This is a genomic window from Paraburkholderia rhizosphaerae (assembly GCF_004366595.1).
Classification (GTDB): domain Bacteria; phylum Pseudomonadota; class Gammaproteobacteria; order Burkholderiales; family Burkholderiaceae; genus Paraburkholderia; species Paraburkholderia rhizosphaerae.
Genome location: NZ_SORE01000013.1, coordinates 43,285 through 60,500, shown reverse-complemented (window position 1 = coordinate 60,500; position 17,216 = coordinate 43,285). Strand labels below are relative to the sequence as shown.

The window sequence follows — 17,216 nt, the reverse complement described above, 5'->3', positions numbered from 1 at the left end:
TTTTCTCTACAACGAGGTGAATAACAATGAAAGTCAGAAGCACGATCGGGGTGCTGGCTGTCGTCACATTGACGCAAGCCGGCTGTGCAACCCATGTCGAGTCGTTGTCGCTGCAACCGGTGACGAGTCAGGCTGGCGCGCAGCAGGACGTCGCGTTGTATTTCGGCTCGCAGGCGCATCCGGGGGTGAAGCGCAAGCTGGGCGAACGCACGCAATCGGTACGCATCGCACGCAAGAACGACGATAAGCAGGCGTCGTGCGATCAGGCGCTGACCGACGCGCTGCAAAAGCTGCGCGGTTATGCGCGCGATCATCAGGCGAACGCGGTGATCAATATCACGACGCGCTTTCACAGCACCGAGACGTCATCCAATACGAACTACACCTGCGGCCTGAGCACCAGCGCCGCGTCGATCATTGTGCGCGGCGACGTTGTCGTGCTCGAGTCGCAGTAAAACCACCAGACGGGGAATAAAAATGAAGAAGCAGCTGAAATGCCAGATGACCGTTGTAATCCTGACCCTCGCATGCGCGTCGTCGTCGCCTGTGTTCGCGCGCGATTCGATCGGCAGCTATGCGATCGAACCGGCGCTGAAGAGCGAACCCGGCAAGGTTGGCGACGACGTCGCCCTGTATTTCGCGGGGCAGAAACACGCGGTGGTCGCGAAGTCGTTCGGTGAATTTGCCACCAACAAGAAGACCAACGCGTTCGGCAAGAGCGACGAGACGGCCTGCCAGCACGTGTTCCTGTCCGCGGTTCTCGAACTGCAGGAACGTGCGCGCAAGGAGGGCGCGAACGCGGTGATCAATATCAAGAGCAACTACAAAAATGAACTTCGCGAGAGCGCGACTGAGTTCACCTGTGGCGCGGGCGCGATGGTCGCCGGTGTCGCGCTGAAGGGCGACGTGGTGACGCTGAAGAAGTAAGCGCATGGCGGGCCGGTGCGTGACTGCCGTTCGTCAGTGAGTCACGCGCAGTTCGTCACGCGATCTTGACGGCGGCGACGTTGACCAGCGTCTCGCGACGCTTGCCCGGCTGCGGACGATGCAGGCCGAGCCGCTCGAACAGACCGAAGTCGGTGGCACGGCTCCACCACAGATAAGGCAGCGACACGTTGCGTCCGCTAAACGCAAAGCCGCCGTTGCGGATCATGTCGAGGTAGCCGTCCGCGCTTTTCTGCACCTGCATCGGGTGGCGGAACAGCAGGCGAATAACCCATGACTTGATATACGCATCGGTCGATTCGGCGAACAGCAGCAGGCCGCCCGGTTTCAGCACGCGATGGAATTCGGCGAGTGCGCGTTCCTGCTCGACGAGGTGATGAAACGTTTGATGGCAGAACACGATGTCGGCGCTTGCGTCTTGCACCGGCAGCGCCGCGCAGTCGCCATGTCGCAGTTCGAATGCGGTCTGTGGATGGCGCTCGCCGCATGCGCGAGCCGCATGTGCGGCGAGCGTCAGCGACGGTTGATGAAAGTCGACGCCGACGATGCGCGATGGATTGAACGCTTCAGCGAGCAGCCGGAATGAAATGCCTTGCCCGCAGCCTGCATCGACGAGCACAGGCCGCTCGGGCAGCGGTGCGTCGATCAGTAGTTTCAGATCGTGGATTGCAACGCGCAATACATGGTGTTCCCACGTATGGGTGCGCAAAAACCAGACGCCGAATGCCGATTCAGGCACATACGGCACGCTGGATGTTTCGGACGACGGCATCAGTTTCCCCGGTGATTATTCGGTTTGTTCAATTCATCGTGTGGTCGCGCGACATTGTAATCGCGACGCAAAAGCCGTGTAGCGGATGCCGTATTGAATGCAGTGATTTTTGATCGGAGTGGTCGCAACACATGAATAACGACAATGCAAAAAACATCGCGACCGACGTCGCGATTATCGGGGCGGGTCCATCAGGCGCGGTCGCCGCAGCGCTGCTCAGAAAAGCCGGGCTGTCGGTGCTGGTGCTCGAACGTCAGCACTTTCCGCGTTTTTCGATTGGCGAAAGCCTGCTGCCGCAAAGCATGGCGTACCTCGAAGAGGCGGGCATGCTGCAGGCGGTGGTCGAAGCGGGTTTCCAGTTCAAGAACGGCGCGCAATTCGTGCATCGCGAACGATTCGCGGCGTTTGACTTTCGTGACAAACATTCGCCCGGCTGGGGCACCACGTATCAGGTCGAACGCGCGACCTTCGACGATCTGCTGATTCGCTGTGCGATGCGCGACGGTGCGGACGTGCGTTTTGGCCATACCGTGCAGGCGATGCAAACCGGCGACGCACCCGTGCTCCACGTCGAAGACGAAGCCGGCACCGCGTATCAGGTGCGTGCACGTTTCGTGTTCGACGCGAGCGGCTTTGGCCGCGTGCTGCCGCGCCTGTTGAATCTCGAAGCGCCGACGCGCATGCCGACCCGCGCGGCGATTTTCACGCATGCAAGCGATATGAATCCGCCGGGCGCCTACGATCGGAACAAGATTCTGGTTGCGGTGCATCCGCAGCATCGCGACGTCTGGTACTGGATGATCCCGCTTGCGGGCGGCCGCGTGTCGGTGGGCTGCGTGGCCGAGGCGAGCTTTCTCGATGTGCCGGAGGACCAGCGTGACGCGCGACTGCGTGCGCTGCTCCAGGCCGAGCCGACCTTTGCCGCGCTGGTCGGCGATGCGCCGTTTTTGATGCCGGTGCGGCAGATTGGCGGCTATGCGGCGAACGTTGAACGGCTGCATGGGCCGGGTTACGCATTGCTTGGCAATGCGGGCGAGTTCCTCGACCCGGTGTTTTCGTCCGGAGTGACGATTGCGCTGCGTTCCGCGCATCTGGCGGTGCACACGCTGTTGCGGCAGTTGAATGGCGAAGCGGTCGACTGGCTCGCCGACTATGACCGGCCGCTGCGCAAAGGGATCGATACGTTTCGCGCGTTTGTCGAGCGCTGGTACACCGGGCAACTGCAGGACATCATTTTCTACCCGGACCGGACGCCGTCGATCAGCCGGATGGTGAGCGCGGTGCTGGCTGGCTACGCGTGGGACGAATCGAATCCGTATGTCGCGGAGCCGGCGCGCAGGCTCGACGCGCTGCATGAGATCGCGTGCGGCGCGCTGACCAGGTGAAGTAACCGAAGGTGCGGCGTGCGTTCGCGCTGTCTACGCGACGCGAGGCCGCATCACGATGCGCTCAAGCGGCACTCAAGCGGCACTCAAGCGGCACTCAAGCGGCGAGCGTCGTCTTGCGCGGCGCGCGTTCCCGCTGCGCAGCGCGCCGATGGACGCACTGGCCGGCCGCGTACGTTTCATAGACCGCGCGATCGTCGCCAAGCAGCGCGAACGCGAACAGCAGTTCTTCGAGCGAGTGGCTGCGCGATGTGCGGCGTGCGAGCAGCGGCGTCGCTTGTGGATCGAGCACGATAAAGTCCGCTTCGGTGCGCGGCTTCAAGGTGCCGACGCGGTCGGACAGATCGAGCGCTTGCGCGGCGCCCGCGGTCGCAAGCCAGAACATGCGCGTCGCGCTCAGGTGATAGCCGGTCAGGCTCGCGACCTTATACGCTTCGTTCATCGTCTGCAGCATTGAAAACGAGGTGCCGCCGCCGACGTCGGTTGCAAGCGCAACCGGCATGCCGGTTTCATCTGCTTTCGCGAAATCGAACAGGCCGCTGCCGAGAAACAGATTCGACGTGGGGCAATGCGACGCGATCGCGCCGGTTTCCGCCATCCGTCGACGGTCCGTGTCGTCGAGATAGATGCAGTGGCCGTACACCGCACGACGGCGCAGCAGTCCGTAGTGATCGTAGACGTCCAGATAGCTGCGATGGCCGGGGAACAGCTCGGCGACCCATTTGATCTCGTCCTTGTTCTCCGCGACATGGCTCTGGATAAAGACGTCCGGATACTGGCGCGCGAGTTCGCCGCACGCGCGCATCTGCGCGTCGCTCGAAGTCGGCGCAAAGCGCGGCGTCAGCGCGACCATCTGCCTACCGTTGTTGTGCCAGCGGCCGATCAGCTCCGCGCTGTCGTCATAGCCGGACTGCGCGGTGTCGCGCAGAAACTCCGGGCAGTGGCGGTCCATCAGCATTTTGCCCGCGACCATTCGCAAATTGCGCGACGCGCTTTCGCTGAAGAGCGCGTCGGCCGACGCCTTGTGCACCGTGCAGTAGACGAGTGCGGTCGTGGTGCCGCACGCGAGCAGTTCGTCGACGAAAAAGCGCGCGGTGTCGCGCGCGATCGCGGGGTCTTCGAAACCGCGCTCGGTCGGGAACGTATACGTGTCGAGCCACGGCAGCAGTCCCGGCGCCGGCGACGCGATCATGTCGGTCTGCGGATAGTGGATGTGCGTGTCGATAAAGCCCGGCACAATCAGCTTGTCGCGCATCTCGTGCACCGGCGTGCCGGGCGCGAGTCGCGGCGCGGTCGATGCATAGGCGCCGGCCGCGGTCACATGACCGTCTTCGACGATCAGCAGGCCGTCTTCATCGAAAATCGCCGCGTTGGACGATTGCGCGGGATCGCCGTTGAAGGTCAGCAGTTGTGCGCGGAAAGCCGATTGAGTCATGACAGAACGTGTCTCCGTGATAGGGGGATGTGCGTTATTTGCGCGGCTTCACTTCACTGCGCGGGCGCCGCCTGCCAGTGCGCATCGAGTTGCGCGATCAGCGCATCGCGCTCCCGCGGCGTGACGAACGATGCATCGAAGCTGTTACGGATAATCGTATAAACCTCGGCGTCGGTGAGCTTTAGCGCATCGATCGTCGCGAGATAGTTCGCGTTGACGTAGCCGCCGAAGTAAGCCGGGTCATCCGAATTGACGGTGACCGCCACGCCGTGATCGAGCAGATCTTTTAACGTGTGCTTCGTCAGATCGTCGAACACGCACAGCTTGAGGTTCGACAGCGGGCAGACAGTCAGTGCGACGCGCGTATCCGCGAGGCGCGTGACCAGCGCGGGGTCTTCGATGCTGCGCACACCGTGATCGACACGGTCGACGTTCAGCAGGTCCAGCGCTTCATAGATGTACGACGGCGGCCCTTCCTCGCCTGCATGCGCGACGAGTTTGAGCCCTTTCGCGCGCGCCTTCGCGAACACCCGCTCGAACTTCGACGGCGGATGGCCGCGCTCGGACGAATCGAGGCCGACACCGATCAGCCGGTGCGGGTACTGGTCGAACAGCGGTAGCGCGGCGTCGAAGGTTGCCAGCGCGTCTGCTTCGGACAGATGGCGCAGGAAGCACAAAATAAGCTTGCTCGACAGGCCGCGGCGCTCGGCGTCGGCGAGCGCGCGTTCGATGCCGGCGACCACGGTCGCGATTGGCACGCCGCGTTCGGTATGCGTTTGCGGGTCGAAGAAAATCTCCGCGTGCACCACATGGTCGGCGAGCGCACGCTCGACGTACGCCATCGTCATGTCGTAGAAATCCTGCTCCTTCAGCAGCACGCTGGCGCCGGCGTAGTAGATGTCGAGAAACGACTGAAGATCAGTGAACGCATACGCGGCGCGCAAAGCGTCGATCGATTGATAGGCGAGCTTCACACCATTGCGTTCGGCGAGCCGGAAAATCAGCTCAGGCTCGAGCGATCCTTCGATATGAATATGCAGTTCGGCTTTCGGTGCGCGCGCAACCTTATCGGCGAGCGGCGAGCGTGCGGTTGTCGTCGTATTCATCGGGCGGCCCTTGTGCGTTTATGGTTGATTTGAATTGGGTCAGACGGTTTGCGCCGGCGCGGCGTGTGCGCGGGCCTCGACTGCGCGCAGGATCTGCGCGGCCGCCGAGATCGCAATGATTTCCGGAGATTTATCTTCGATGCCTTCAACACCGAGCGGGCATTGCATCCGCGCAATACGCGCCGGATCGATGCCGCGCGCGGCGAGCCGGTGTTCGAACTGCTTGCGCTTTGTATGCGAGCCGATCATGCCGAAGAACGCGAAGTCGCCGCGCCGCAGAATACGCTCGGCGAGCGCGAGATCGCGTTGATGATCGTGCGTCATCACGATGAAATACGTGTTCGGCGCGGCGCGGTCGACGGCTTCGTCGGGCGCGTCGTTCGCGTCGATTATCACGTTATCGGCCTGCACCGTGTCCAGTGGCGGGAACTGCGCATCGCGTTCGTCGACCCAGCGCACCTGGCACGGCAGCGTGCCGAGCACGCGCACCAACGCCGCGCCGACATGCCCGGCGCCGAACAGCACGACAGCGAAGTCGCGCGGCGCAATCGTTTCGGTGAGTAGCGCGCCGCTGTCGGCGAAGCCCGCGCCATCCCACAGCAGGCAGTCGGCACTTTCGACGCCGGGCTCCGGGTCGGATAGCATCGCCGCATCCCGCGCGGCGCCGAACGATACGCTGCGCACTGTCGACTGGCCCGCTGCAATGCGCTTGGCGAGCGACGTGACCCAGCCGAGGTCGCCGACGTCGAGCCGTTCGAACGCGAGCACGACGGCGCCGCCGCAGCATTGCCCAAGGCTTGGGCCGAGCGCGAAGCGTTCGAGCCGGCGCATATGCGGCGTGCGCATGCCGTCGCGCAGCACCTGACGCGCGGTTTCGATCGCCTTCCATTCGAGATGGCCGCCGCCAATCGTATGGCGGGCCGCTTCGCGCGTGACGATCATCTTCGTGCCGGCTTCACGCGGCGCCGAACCTTCGGCGCGCGCGACCGTTACCAGCACGACAGCGTCGCCGTGCACGAGCAGTTGTTGCAGGTCGGTTAGCCACGCATGCATCCGGCTGTTCTCCATGCATTGCCGCGGCGGGTGTGCGCGCGCGGGCGGTTGATCGGGGCGCTGCATGCTTGTGGCGGGCAGCGCGGTGAGCGCTTCGTGGTTTTGGTGCCCGGATTCCAGCTGGCGTTGTGATTCACGCTGTCACCGTTGTTTCCGCGACCGGACCCTGGTCTGTGCCTGATGTTGGACTGCCGCCGGCCGAGATCGTTGCGTGCGCACGCATTGCGTCCAGCGCATCGAGAATGGCCTCGGGGGTTGCGGGCGCGCGCAGCGGCGGCGCGCGGCGCGTGCCGGGGACCGCCGCGGCGATCGCATCGCGGATCGCGAGCAGCACCGAAAACGATAGCAGCAGCGGTGGCTCGCCGACCGCTTTCGACCGGAACACGGTCGGCTCCGCATTGTCGTTTCGATATAGCCGTACGTTGAACGCGGCGGGCGTATCGCTGACCGCCGGGATCTTGTATGTCGACGGCGCATGCGTCATCAGGCGTCCGTCGGCGTTCCACCAGAGCTCCTCGGTCGTCAGCCAGCCGACGCCCTGGATAAAGCCGCCCTCGATTTGCCCGAGATCGATCGCCGGATTGATCGAGCGGCCCGCGTCGTGCAGCAGGTCCGCGCGCAGCAGTTTCCATTCGCCGGTCAGCGTGTCGATCACGACTTCCGATACCGCTGCACCGTACGCGAAGTAGTAGAACGGATGACCAGTCAGCGTCTTCGAGTCCCAGTGCACCTTCGGCGTCGCGTAGAAACCGTCGGACCACAGTTGCACGCGCGCGAGGTAGGCGGCGTTGACGAGTTGCGCGAACGGCCAGGCGGTGCCATTCGATTGCACCGTGCCGCCGGCAAACACAACGTGTTGCGCGTCGCCGCCGAGCAGCTTCGCCGCAAGCGCGGCGAGGCGTTCGCGGATCTTGCGCGCTGCGTCTTCGGCGGCCTTGCCGTTCAGGTCGCTGCCCGTCGAGGCCGCGGTCGCCGATGTATTCGCCACCTTCGATGTATCGGCGGCGCTTACCCGCACGCGTGACAACGGCAAGCCGAACTCGTTCGCGACCACTTGCGCGACCTTTGTATTGAGCCCTTGGCCCATTTCCGTGCCGCCGTGATTGACGAGCACCGAGCCGTCCCTGTACACGTGAACGAGTGCGCCGGCCTGATTCAGGAATGGGACGTTAAACGAAATGCCGAACTTGACGGGCGTTAGCGCAATGCCACGTTTGAGCACCGGGCTACGTGCATTCGCTTCGGCGAGCGCCGCGCGCCGGGCGCGATAGTCGCTCGATACGAGCAATTCGTCGATCAGCGGCTCGAGAATATTGTCTTCGACGCGCTGTCCATACGGCGTTTCATCGCGCTCGCCAATACCGTAGAAGTTCGCGCGGCGGACATCGAGCGGATCGAGCCCGAGCTCGCGTGCAATGCCGTCGATCAGCACTTCGATCATGAGCGCGCCTTGCGGGCCGCCGAAGCCGCGGAACGCGGTGTTCGATTGCGTATTCGTCTTGCACGCCAGCGACAGGATGTCGACGTCGGACAGATAGTACGCATTGTCGAAATGGCACAGTGCACGCGTCGCGACCGCACCTGACAGATCCGCGGAGAAGCCCGCGCGCAGCGCAATCTCGACACGCACGCCAAGGATGCGGCCATGGTCGTCGAAGCCGACTTCATAGTCGTAGGCCGCATCGTGCCGTTTGCCGGTGATCATGAAGTCGTCGTCGCGATCGGCGCGCAGCTTGATCGGGCGATGCAGCTTATGCGCGGCGAGCGCCGCGATGCACGCGAAGATCGCCGACTGCGATTCTTTGCCGCCGAAGCCGCCGCCCATCCGCCGGCATTCGCAGACCACGTTGTGCGCCGGCCAACCGAGCATATGCGCGACCACCAGCTGCATCTCGGTCGGATGCTGCGTCGAGCTGTACACGTGCATGCCGTCCATTTCCTTCGGCAGCGCGTACGCGATCTGTCCTTCGAGGTAGAACTGTTCCTGGCCGCCGACTTCGAATGTGCCCGCCAGCCGGTGCGGTGCGGCGGCGATCTTGTCGGCGGGCGTGCCGCGCGTCAGATGCAGCGGCGGCACGACGTATTGACGGTTCGCGTTGGCGTCGCGCGCGGTGAGTACGGCTTCGAGCGGTTCGTAGCGCACGACGTCTTCGTTGTCCGCGAGCGATGCGGCGCGGCGCGCAAGGTCGTGGCTGGTGGCGATCACGACGAACACCGGCTGGCCGAGGTAAAGCACTTCGCCGTCCGCGAGAATCGGGTCGTCGTGAACGACCGGGCCGCAGTTGTTCTCGCCGGGAATATCGGCCGCGGTGAGCACCGCGACCACGCCGGGTGCGCGCTCCACTGCGGCGAGGTCGAGCGACACGATCCGCGCGTGCGCATGGCGCGATAAACCGGGCGCGGCGTGCAGCGTGCCGTGCACCTCGGGGATGTCGTCGATATAGATCGCTGCGCCGCTCACGTGCAGCGCGGCGGATTCGTGCGGCAGCGGCACGCCGATTGCGGGGGTGTTAGCGGCGTCGGGGTCGACGGCAGGAGTCGAATCAGCCGCGGCCCGCGTGGCCGGCGCGATGAACGGACTGGATTGCGGCTTCATCACTCACGCTCCTTCAACACCGCATGGTGGCGCGCTTCGTACGCGAACGCGCTGACATCGACAAGCGGCAGCGGCGCTTCGTCGCGCGTTTCCAGGTAGAAGCGCCATAACAGATTGCGCGCGACCTTCAGCCGGTATGCGCTCGATGCGCGCATATCGGTGAGCGGCTGGTAGTCGGTCGCTAGCGCGTCCATCGCGCGGCGCGCGGCGGTTTCGTCCCACGCGGCGCCGGTCAGCGCGGCTTGCGCCTGCTGCGCGCACTGCGGCGTCGCGGCCATTCCGCCGAACGCGATGCGTGCATCGGCGATCGCGCCATCGACGATGCGCAGTGCGAATGCGCCGCATACCGCCGAGATATCCTGGTCGTAGCGCTTCGACACCTTGTAGGTGCGAAAGCGCAGATGGGGATCGGGCCGCGGTACGCGAATCGCGGCCACGAATTCGCGTTCGTCGAGCGCGGTTTTCTGGTAACCGGTGTAGAACGCGTCGAGCGGTAGCGTGCGGATAGCCGATTCGCGCCGCAGCACGACTTGCGCATTGAGTGCGAGCAGCGCGGGCATCGAGTCGCCGATCGGCGAGCCATTCGCGACGTTGCCGCCGAGCGTGCCCGCATTGCGGATCGGCAATGACGCGAAGCGCGTCCACAGTTCGGCGAGTTCCGGGTAGTCGACCGCGAGCGCCGCGTACGCGGTTTCGAGCGACGCGGCCGCGCCGATCGTCAGCGTTTGCGCGTCCCGTTCGATCGTCTTCAGCTCGGCGACGTTGCCGATAAACAGCAGGTCGCCTAAATCGCGGAACTGTTTGGTGACCCACAAGCCGACATCGGTGCTGCCCGCGACGATGCGCGCGTGCGGATAGCGCGCGCGCAGTTCGGCAAACGCGTCGACGCTGCGCGGCGCATGGAAAATTGCTGTGCTGAACGCGGCGCCGCGCGCGTCGGGGCCGGTGTATTCGAACGTCTGTGTGCGTTCGATCGATTCGAGTGCGTGGGTGACTGCGGCGCGGTCGAGCGCGACGCGTGGATAGTCGAACATGGTTTGCGCGGCTTCGACGATCGGCCGGTAGCCGGTGCAGCGGCACAGGTTGCCGGACAACGCGGCGTTGATTTCGTCGCGGGTCGGCAAGCCCGCGTCGGGCGGCTGGTTTTCATAGAGCGCCCACATCGACATCACGAAGCCCGGCGTGCAGAAGCCGCATTGCGAGCCATGGCTGTCGAGCATCGCCTGCTGTACCGGATGCAGTGTGCCGTCACGCGCGCGTAGATCTTCGACGGTGAAAAGCGCGCGGCCGTCGAGCGTCGGCAGGAACTGGATGCACGCGTTGACCGCCTTCAACTCGAGCGCGCCTTGTGCATCGAGTTCGCCGACCACCACCGTGCACGCGCCGCAATCGCCTTCCGCGCAGCCTTCCTTGGTGCCGGTGCAGTGCAGATCTTCGCGCAGGTACTGGAGCACCGTGCGCGTCGCGGGCACGTCGCGCACTTCATGCACGGCGCCCTGGCGATAGAAACGGATGGTGTGCTTTGTCATGGCAAATCCGGAAGACATTGCGGACCGGGCGCGCGTTACGCATGGGCCCGCATCGGCCGGGCTCGCGCACGTAGATCGCCATCCTTGTTGCGAAGATAGCACCACCTCGTCTCGAAAATATTCTTTGACGATGATGAAGGCTATTCCGGCGCGGCCATGCGCACTGGCTGAACCGGTGGTTCGAATTTCACCGGCTTCTGCGGAAATCGCGCAAAGCCGCGCCGGGCAAGGCGCTGCAACCAGTATGCGAAAGCCCGGCGGCGCACGGTGGGGCGTAGGCGCACCGCCAGGTGTTTACGCGAACAAGAAGCGGCGTTCACGGGAAGGAGCGTTGGGCGACGGGTGAAGACGGCAGGTTCGGCCCGCGCAGGGTCTATGTTGTGTTGCGGGCGCACAAAACACACAACGCGTGCCGCGTACGCATACGGTTGACGCACGCGACGGCGGACGGACGCTCATTCTGGCAAACCCGCTGTCGTGACAAACCCGCTGTCGTGACAAACCGGTCGCGCCGAACACCGCGGACGAGTGAGCGCCGCGCGCTCAGCGCGCGTGCCGGTGCCGCCATAGGGTCGCTGCAAGCGCGACGAAAGCGACCACGAAGCCGATCAGCGACCAGCCCGGCAATAAGATGCCAAAAATCGGCGGATACGGCGTTTCGCACAGTCCCGCGACCTTGAACACCGACGGCAGCCAATGCGCGGGCGGCAATCCGTCGACAATCGGCTGCAACTCGTCGAACCCGCAGCTGAAGTTCGGATGCACCTGGATATACACATGCCGCGCGGCGGTTGCGATGCCGCCGGCGGCGGACAGCAGCGCGAGCGCTTCGAGCAGCCGCACGCCGGGCCAGCGGTGAAAACGCGAGCCGAGCAGCGCGAAGATCGCGATCAGCAGATAGAAGTAGCGCTGGATGATGCACAGCGGGCAAGGGTCCTGGTGCTCGACGAACTGCAGATAAAGCGCGCCGCCCACCAGCGCGATGCAGATGACGGCAAGCAGGACCAACAGGTTGCGCTCGCGGCGCAGCAGGGCATTGTCGTTGTACATGGTCGTCGGTAGCGTTGCAGGGATCCCGGACGGGTGCCGCGATTCTAGCGCGAACACCCGGTGCCTCGCCTGACGTCTAGCGAATCGTGTTCAGCACCGCTTCGACCGCGCGCCCGAGCCCGAGCAGCGCATCGTCGCCATGTGGCGCGCCGGCGAGCATCAGGCCGACCGGCGCGCTGCCGCGCGGATGACACGGCAGCGACAGCGCGCACGCGTCGAGGAAGTTGAACGCGCTCGGATTACGCAGAATGCGGCCGTTGATGCGGAAGAAGCTGTCGTCGTCGCGCGTCACGTCCGCGATGCGTGGCGGCACCATCGGCGTGGTCGGCGCGACCAGCGCGTCGAAGCGCTGCCACAGCGGGCGCGCTTCGGCGATCATCGCCGCGCGTTCGGCAAGCAGATCGAGATAGTCGGCGGCGCTGGCGGGCTCGCCCTTCATCACGCGCAACAGTACGTGCGGATCGTATTGATCTCGGTGCGCGTCGAGCAGCGGCCGGTGCCATGCGTACGCTTCGATCGACGAAAAGCCGATCCGGTTGATCTCGGGCAGCCGGTCGAGTGCGGCGAAGCGCACGTCCGACACGATCGCGCCGGCCGCCTCGAGATGCTTGAGCGCGGTGTCGAGCGCCTGTTCCACTTCGGGGTCGAGGCCTTCGTTCACATAGTTTGTCAGCACGCCAAGACGCACGCCTTCGAGCGGACGCGCCGCCGGGATCACCGGTTCGAGCCCGGCAAGCATCCGGTCGACCAGCGCGCAGCAGCCGACGGTCACGCCGATCGGGCCGAACGAATCGAGCGTGGTCGACAGCGGCACGCCGCCTTCGCGCGGAATGCGCGCCGCGGTCGGCTTGAAGCCGGTCAGCCCGCAGAACGACGCGGGCACGCGGATCGAGCCGCCGGTGTCGGTGCCGAGCGCCACCGCTGCCATGCCGTCGGCAACCGACGCGGCCGCGCCCGACGACGAGCCGCCCGATACCCGTTCGTCGCCTTTCACATCGCGCCGGTACGGCGACATCGGGTTGCCGTAGTGCGGGTTCAGGCCGACCGCGGAGAACGCGAACTCGCTCATGTTGGTGCGGCCGATCAGTACCGCGCCCGCGCGTTTCAGGCGTGCAACGCTCACCGCGTCATCGCGCGCGGGCGGCGCGTCGGCGAGTGCGACCGAGCCGGCGCGCGTGCGCTGGCCGGCGATGTCGAACAGGTCCTTGATCGATACCGGAATGCCGGCGAGCGGCGACAGCACAGTGCCGGCCGCGCGCAGCCGGTCGTGTGCGTCGGCGGCGGCGCGTGCGCCGGTCGCGTCGACATCGATGAACACGGTCGACCCCTGGCCGGCCGGATCGGCGATCCGCTCGAGCGCGGTTTCGATCAGCGCGCGGCTTGTCGTGCGGCCGGCCGCGAGATCGGCGGCGAGTTGGGCGAGGGGCGGGAAGGGTGTGAATTCGGTCGTCATGGTGTGAAGGTGGTCGCGATGCGGAAGCCGGAACGGCCCCTATTGTGACCTGTCCATTAGTGGGACCGCAGCGAACTGCTCATGTGATTCGACATGAATATCGACAGCGCCGGTTTGTGCGATACCATCGCGACGTGAAGTTTACTTTTTGTAAGGATTTCGGCTATGCACCATGGTATCGGCTTCATTCAGGATCTGGCAGTCGTGATGGCGTTAGCCGGCGTCGTCACGGTACTGTTCCATCGCCTGAGGCAGCCGGTGGTGCTCGGCTATATCGCGGCCGGCGTGATCATCGGCCCCTATACGCCGCCGTTCCAGCTGATCCACGATCAGCAGACCATCCAGACGCTCGGCGAACTCGGCGTCGTGTTCCTGATGTTCTCGCTCGGGCTCGAGTTCAGCCTGCGCAAGCTGTTTCGCGTCGGCGCGACTGCAATCGTCGCGGCGCTATCGGAGATCGTGCTGATGGTGTGGATCGGCTACGAGATCGGCAGCGCGTTCGGCTGGAGTTCGATGGACTCGCTGTTTCTCGGCGCGATTCTCGCGATCTCGTCGACCACCATCATCGTGAAGGCGCTCGCCGAACTGGGCCTGAAACGCGAAGGATTCGCGCAGTCCGTGTTCGGCATTCTGATCGTCGAGGATATTCTCGGCATCGCGATGCTCGTGCTGCTGTCGAGCATCGCGCAGACCGGCGAACTCTCCGCAGGCATCGCGCTCGGGACGCTCGGCAAGCTGCTGCTTTTCATGACGGTATCGCTCGTGGTCGGCATTCTGGTCGTGCCGCGCGCGCTCAACTACGTCGCGCGCTCGCGCAGCGACGAAATGCTGCTCGTGTCGGTGCTCGGCTTCTGTTTCGGTTTTTGTCTGCTGGTCATGAAGCTCGATTACAGCATCGCACTCGGCGCGTTCCTGATCGGCGCGATCATGGCCGAGTCGCGCCAGCTGCACCGGATCGAACATCTGATCGCGCCGCTGCGCGACGCATTCTCCGCAATCTTTTTTGTAACCATCGGGCTGATGCTGAACCCGGCGGTGCTGGTCGACTACGCGTGGCCGGTCGCGGTTATCACGGTTGCGGTGATCGTCGGCAAGATCGTGTCCTGCGGTCTGGGCACCTTTCTCGCCGGTAAGGACGGCCGCACGGCGATGCGGGTCGGCATGACCGTCTCGCAGATCGGCGAGTTCTCGTTCATCATCGCGTCGCTCGGGCTGACACTGAAGGTGACGAGCGCCTTTCTGTATCCGATTGCGGTTGCGGTGTCGGCGCTGACGACGCTGTTCACGCCGTATCTGATCCGCGCGGCCGATCCGCTGACCCAGCGCCTCGCGCAATCGATGCCGCGCTCGGTGTCCAATATGTTCGGCCTGTATGGGCAGTGGCTCGGCAGCTTGCATCCGGCGAACGGTGAGCCGACGCTTTTCAGCATGACGCGGCGGATCATTCTGCAGATCGCGGTGAATCTGGCGCTGGTCGTCGCGATCTTTCTCGGCGCGTCGTACGGCGCGCCGCTTGCGGCCCCACTGCTGGCCGGCTGGGTGCCGTCCGAGCCGATCCAGCGCGTCGTGCTGTGGAGCGCGGCGCTGATCGTGTCGTTGCCGTTTCTGGTCGCTGTCTACCGGAAGACCAAATCGCTCGCGTTATTGCTTGCCGAAGTCAGCGTGCAGCCGGCGAAGGCCGGGTTTCTGACGCGCGCGCTGCGTTACGCCATTTCGGATCTGGTGCCGGTCGCATCGATGGTCGGCGTATTTCTGCTGGTCGCGGCGCTGTCGGGCACGATCCTGCCGCCGACCGGCCTGCTGATCGCGGTGCTCGTGTGCGCCGCGCTACTGGTGACTGCGCTATGGCGCTGGTTCGTGCGCATTCACGCCTCGATGCAGATCGCGCTGCGCGAGACGCTCGATGAGCGGCCCGATCCTTGATGCGGTGTTTTCTTCCCGGTTTTGGTCCGCCTGGCGCGGTCGGCTCTCACGGCGCACGGGGTCGCTGCGCGGTGACGCGATGTAACCTGTTGTGAAGATCGGTGTGCCCGGATGTGACCAAATGTGTGCTGGTTTGCCGGTCATCGCGCGCTGGCGGATAATCGACAGGTGTCCATTCGTTCGCGCGCCGATGCGCGCGTGACCTATCGTCATGAGCGAAAACAAGCCCGATAACGCCGGACCGTCCGGTTCGCTATCCAACACCGTCGCGCCGGACGCTTCATCGTCGGCTGCACAGTCGGCCCCGGGGTCCGGGTCACAGCAGGCTTCACCCACCGCTTCACCGTCAGGCACGCCGTCCGGTTCGAAGCCCGAAGCAGCAACGGCTACGTCCACCCCGGCGGCAGCCAAAGAAGCCGCAGCCACCGATTCCCCCGAAAGCGCGTCCAACGTGACGCCGGAACGCCCGGCCGGCGCCGCGCGTCGCGACACCGCGCAAGCTGGCGAGATGTATCAGGGCCGTGCCGCGGCGAGCGGCGCGAGCGTCGAGCGTCCGGCTCCGCTGCGCGGACAGCAGTCGGCTCATGTTGCCGAAGAGCCTCGGCCTGCGAAAACAACACCCGTACCGCCGTTGGGCGTTCCGCCGGGCGCGCAGCTAACACCGCAGAAGTCCGCGCAAGACGTGGCGGCTGCCGCGGCCGCCGCCGATGCCGCGAGCGTGCAGGCCGCGGCGGCGGCATCGAGCGCACAGGCCGCGGCGGCTGCTGCGAACAGCGCGGCTGAAGAACGCGTCGCCGCCGGTTCGCCGCCGCCTGGTTTCGGCGCGGCGCCGGATTTCGGTGCGTATCACCCGCCGCCGCCGGGTTCGATTCCGCCAAACCCCGCGTATCTGAAGCGCAGCGACTCGGCATGGTCGGTCTTCGGCCGCGTGCTGGCTGCGCGGGCGCGCCAGATCTTCGATCGCGCGGGTCAGCGCATCACGCAGCGCACATTGCGCATTGGCGTGTCGGCGCGGCTGTTCCACCCGGAACCCGGCGCGAAGGGACTGCGCGGGAAAACGCTGCAATATCTTGAGGAATCGATTGCGCACTGGGTGATGTCGCGCGACGTGCTCGTGTTCATGATTCCGACGGTCGGCCATCAAGGGATGCTGCACCCGAGCAATATCCGTTTGCGCGACTACGCGAGGAATCTCGACGGACTGCTGCTGCAAGGCGGCGCGGATGTGTCGCCGCAGTCGTATGCGGAAAGCTCGTCGCCTTCCGAATGGCCCGGCGACCGCGTGCGCGACATGTACGAACTCGAGCTGCTGCACGAGTTCGTCGAAAGGGGCAAGCCGGTGCTCGGCGTGTGCCGCGGCTGTCAGCTGATCAACGTCGCGTTCGGCGGCACGCTGTATCAGGATATTGCGACCGATGTGCCGACGGCCGGCGTGCATGTGAACGAGCAATACGACCAGCATCGGCACGCGATTCACTTTCCGGACGGATCGACGCTCGCGAATATGTTCCCCGGCCGGCGCGAAGCCATCGTCAACTCGATTCACCATCAGGCGGTGAACGTGCTTGGGCGCGATCTGAATATCGAGGCGGTGTCGGCCGAAGACGGCATCATCGAGGCGGTGCGCTACCGGCGCGCGCCGTTCGTGGTCGGCGTGCAGTGGCACCCGGAGTTTCATCGCGCGGGCGGCGCCGAAATGCTCGATTGCACGCCGCTGCTCGATACTTTCCTGCGAGTTGCGCGCGAAACGCGTTTCTGAAGCGTAGGTGCACGAACGGTTACGACTGGCGTGAGTCAGCCGTGACCTTCCGATGCGGTCGCTGAAAGCCCGTCATGCGTCGTCTCATCTCGATTTAAAGTCCCGCGATACGCCGTTCTTTCACTGTCAATCCGCGCGATAATCCACGGCTGTTTTCCGGAATCGCATGGAGCATGCAGTGACGAAGTCCCCGTTATCGGTTCGGCGCGC

At 64.8% G+C, this 17,216-nt stretch carries 13 protein-coding genes; 5 read left to right on the top strand and 8 right to left on the bottom strand.

Annotated features, from left to right (window positions below):
• The first annotated feature begins 26 nt into the window (after positions 1-26).
• Positions 27-455, top strand: a complete 429-nt coding sequence (locus BX592_RS18145; protein WP_134193198.1) for a signal peptidase — start codon at positions 27-29, stop codon at positions 453-455.
• A gap of 22 nt (positions 456-477) precedes the next feature.
• Positions 478-927, top strand: a complete 450-nt coding sequence (locus tag BX592_RS18140; RefSeq protein ID WP_208327915.1) for an excinuclease ABC subunit A — start codon at positions 478-480, stop codon at positions 925-927.
• 55 nt (positions 928-982) lie between these two features.
• Here the strand turns inward: BX592_RS18140 and BX592_RS18135 are convergent, their stop codons facing one another.
• Positions 983-1,717, bottom strand: a complete 735-nt coding sequence (locus BX592_RS18135) for a class I SAM-dependent methyltransferase (RefSeq protein ID WP_134193197.1) — start codon at positions 1,715-1,717, stop codon at positions 983-985.
• Between the two features lie 131 nt (positions 1,718-1,848).
• On the opposite strand from BX592_RS18135, the gene BX592_RS18130 reads away from it, so the two are divergent.
• Positions 1,849-3,102 carry an NAD(P)/FAD-dependent oxidoreductase gene (locus tag BX592_RS18130; protein ID WP_134193196.1) on the top strand — a complete coding sequence of 418 codons (1,254 nt, stop codon included), beginning with the start codon at positions 1,849-1,851 and terminating at the stop codon, positions 3,100-3,102.
• A 97-nt stretch (positions 3,103-3,199) separates the two neighbouring features.
• Here the strand turns inward: BX592_RS18130 and guaD are convergent, their stop codons facing one another.
• The 7 genes from guaD to BX592_RS18095 form a co-directional block, all read right to left on the bottom strand.
• Complete coding sequence (gene guaD, locus BX592_RS18125; protein WP_134193195.1) at positions 3,200-4,537, bottom strand: guanine deaminase; 1,338 nt, start codon at positions 4,535-4,537, stop codon at positions 3,200-3,202.
• A 53-nt stretch (positions 4,538-4,590) separates the two neighbouring features.
• Positions 4,591-5,643 (bottom strand): adenosine deaminase, encoded by a 1,053-nt coding sequence (locus BX592_RS18120; RefSeq protein ID WP_134193194.1) that lies wholly within the window; start codon positions 5,641-5,643, stop codon positions 4,591-4,593.
• Positions 5,644-5,682: 39 nt separating this feature from the next.
• On the bottom strand, positions 5,683-6,696 hold the full coding sequence (xdhC, locus tag BX592_RS18115; RefSeq protein WP_134193193.1) for a xanthine dehydrogenase accessory protein XdhC: 1,014 nt from the start codon (positions 6,694-6,696) through the stop codon (positions 5,683-5,685).
• A 133-nt stretch (positions 6,697-6,829) separates the two neighbouring features.
• The gene (gene xdhB, locus BX592_RS18110; protein WP_134193192.1) at positions 6,830-9,292 is read right to left on the bottom strand and encodes a xanthine dehydrogenase molybdopterin binding subunit; all 2,463 of its coding nucleotides are present in this window, start codon (positions 9,290-9,292) and stop codon (positions 6,830-6,832) included.
• Positions 9,292-10,821 carry a xanthine dehydrogenase small subunit gene (gene xdhA / locus BX592_RS18105; protein ID WP_134193191.1) on the bottom strand — a complete coding sequence of 510 codons (1,530 nt, stop codon included), beginning with the start codon at positions 10,819-10,821 and terminating at the stop codon, positions 9,292-9,294. The genes xdhB and xdhA overlap by 1 nt, the downstream gene beginning before the upstream one ends.
• A gap of 543 nt (positions 10,822-11,364) precedes the next feature.
• Entirely contained in the window at positions 11,365-11,871 is a 507-nt protein-coding gene (locus BX592_RS18100; RefSeq protein ID WP_134193190.1) for a disulfide bond formation protein B, read from the bottom strand.
• 76 nt (positions 11,872-11,947) lie between these two features.
• Positions 11,948-13,324: an amidase gene (locus BX592_RS18095; protein ID WP_134193189.1), complete on the bottom strand. Its 1,377-nt coding sequence runs from the start codon at positions 13,322-13,324 to the stop codon at positions 11,948-11,950.
• A 165-nt stretch (positions 13,325-13,489) separates the two neighbouring features.
• On the opposite strand from BX592_RS18095, the gene BX592_RS18090 reads away from it, so the two are divergent.
• Together BX592_RS18090 and BX592_RS18085 are read left to right on the top strand one after the other, a co-directional pair.
• Positions 13,490-15,247, top strand: coding sequence for a cation:proton antiporter (locus BX592_RS18090; protein ID WP_134193188.1), 1,758 nt, complete (start codon positions 13,490-13,492; stop codon positions 15,245-15,247).
• A gap of 211 nt (positions 15,248-15,458) precedes the next feature.
• The gene (locus tag BX592_RS18085) at positions 15,459-17,006 is read left to right on the top strand and encodes a gamma-glutamyl-gamma-aminobutyrate hydrolase family protein (protein ID WP_134193187.1); all 1,548 of its coding nucleotides are present in this window, start codon (positions 15,459-15,461) and stop codon (positions 17,004-17,006) included.
• Positions 17,007-17,216: the final 210 nt, after the last annotated feature.

Excerpts from the sequence above, each read along its gene's own strand:
- BX592_RS18145 (WP_134193198.1), top strand. The coding sequence starts at position 27 with ATGAAAGTCAGAAGCACGATCGGGGTGCTGGCTGTCGTCACATTGACG.
- BX592_RS18140 (WP_208327915.1), top strand. The coding sequence starts at position 478 with ATGAAGAAGCAGCTGAAATGCCAGATGACCGTTGTAATCCTGACCCTC.
- BX592_RS18135 (WP_134193197.1), bottom strand. The coding sequence starts at position 1,717 with ATGCCGTCGTCCGAAACATCCAGCGTGCCGTATGTGCCTGAATCGGCA.
- BX592_RS18130 (WP_134193196.1), top strand. The coding sequence starts at position 1,849 with ATGAATAACGACAATGCAAAAAACATCGCGACCGACGTCGCGATTATC.
- guaD (WP_134193195.1), bottom strand. The coding sequence starts at position 4,537 with ATGACTCAATCGGCTTTCCGCGCACAACTGCTGACCTTCAACGGCGAT.
- BX592_RS18120 (WP_134193194.1), bottom strand. The coding sequence starts at position 5,643 with ATGAATACGACGACAACCGCACGCTCGCCGCTCGCCGATAAGGTTGCG.
- xdhC (WP_134193193.1), bottom strand. The coding sequence starts at position 6,696 with ATGCATGCGTGGCTAACCGACCTGCAACAACTGCTCGTGCACGGCGAC.
- xdhB (WP_134193192.1), bottom strand. The coding sequence starts at position 9,292 with ATGAAGCCGCAATCCAGTCCGTTCATCGCGCCGGCCACGCGGGCCGCG.
- xdhA (WP_134193191.1), bottom strand. The coding sequence starts at position 10,821 with ATGACAAAGCACACCATCCGTTTCTATCGCCAGGGCGCCGTGCATGAA.
- BX592_RS18100 (WP_134193190.1), bottom strand. The coding sequence starts at position 11,871 with ATGTACAACGACAATGCCCTGCTGCGCCGCGAGCGCAACCTGTTGGTC.
- BX592_RS18095 (WP_134193189.1), bottom strand. The coding sequence starts at position 13,324 with ATGACGACCGAATTCACACCCTTCCCGCCCCTCGCCCAACTCGCCGCC.
- BX592_RS18090 (WP_134193188.1), top strand. The coding sequence starts at position 13,490 with ATGCACCATGGTATCGGCTTCATTCAGGATCTGGCAGTCGTGATGGCG.
- BX592_RS18085 (WP_134193187.1), top strand. The coding sequence starts at position 15,459 with ATGAGCGAAAACAAGCCCGATAACGCCGGACCGTCCGGTTCGCTATCC.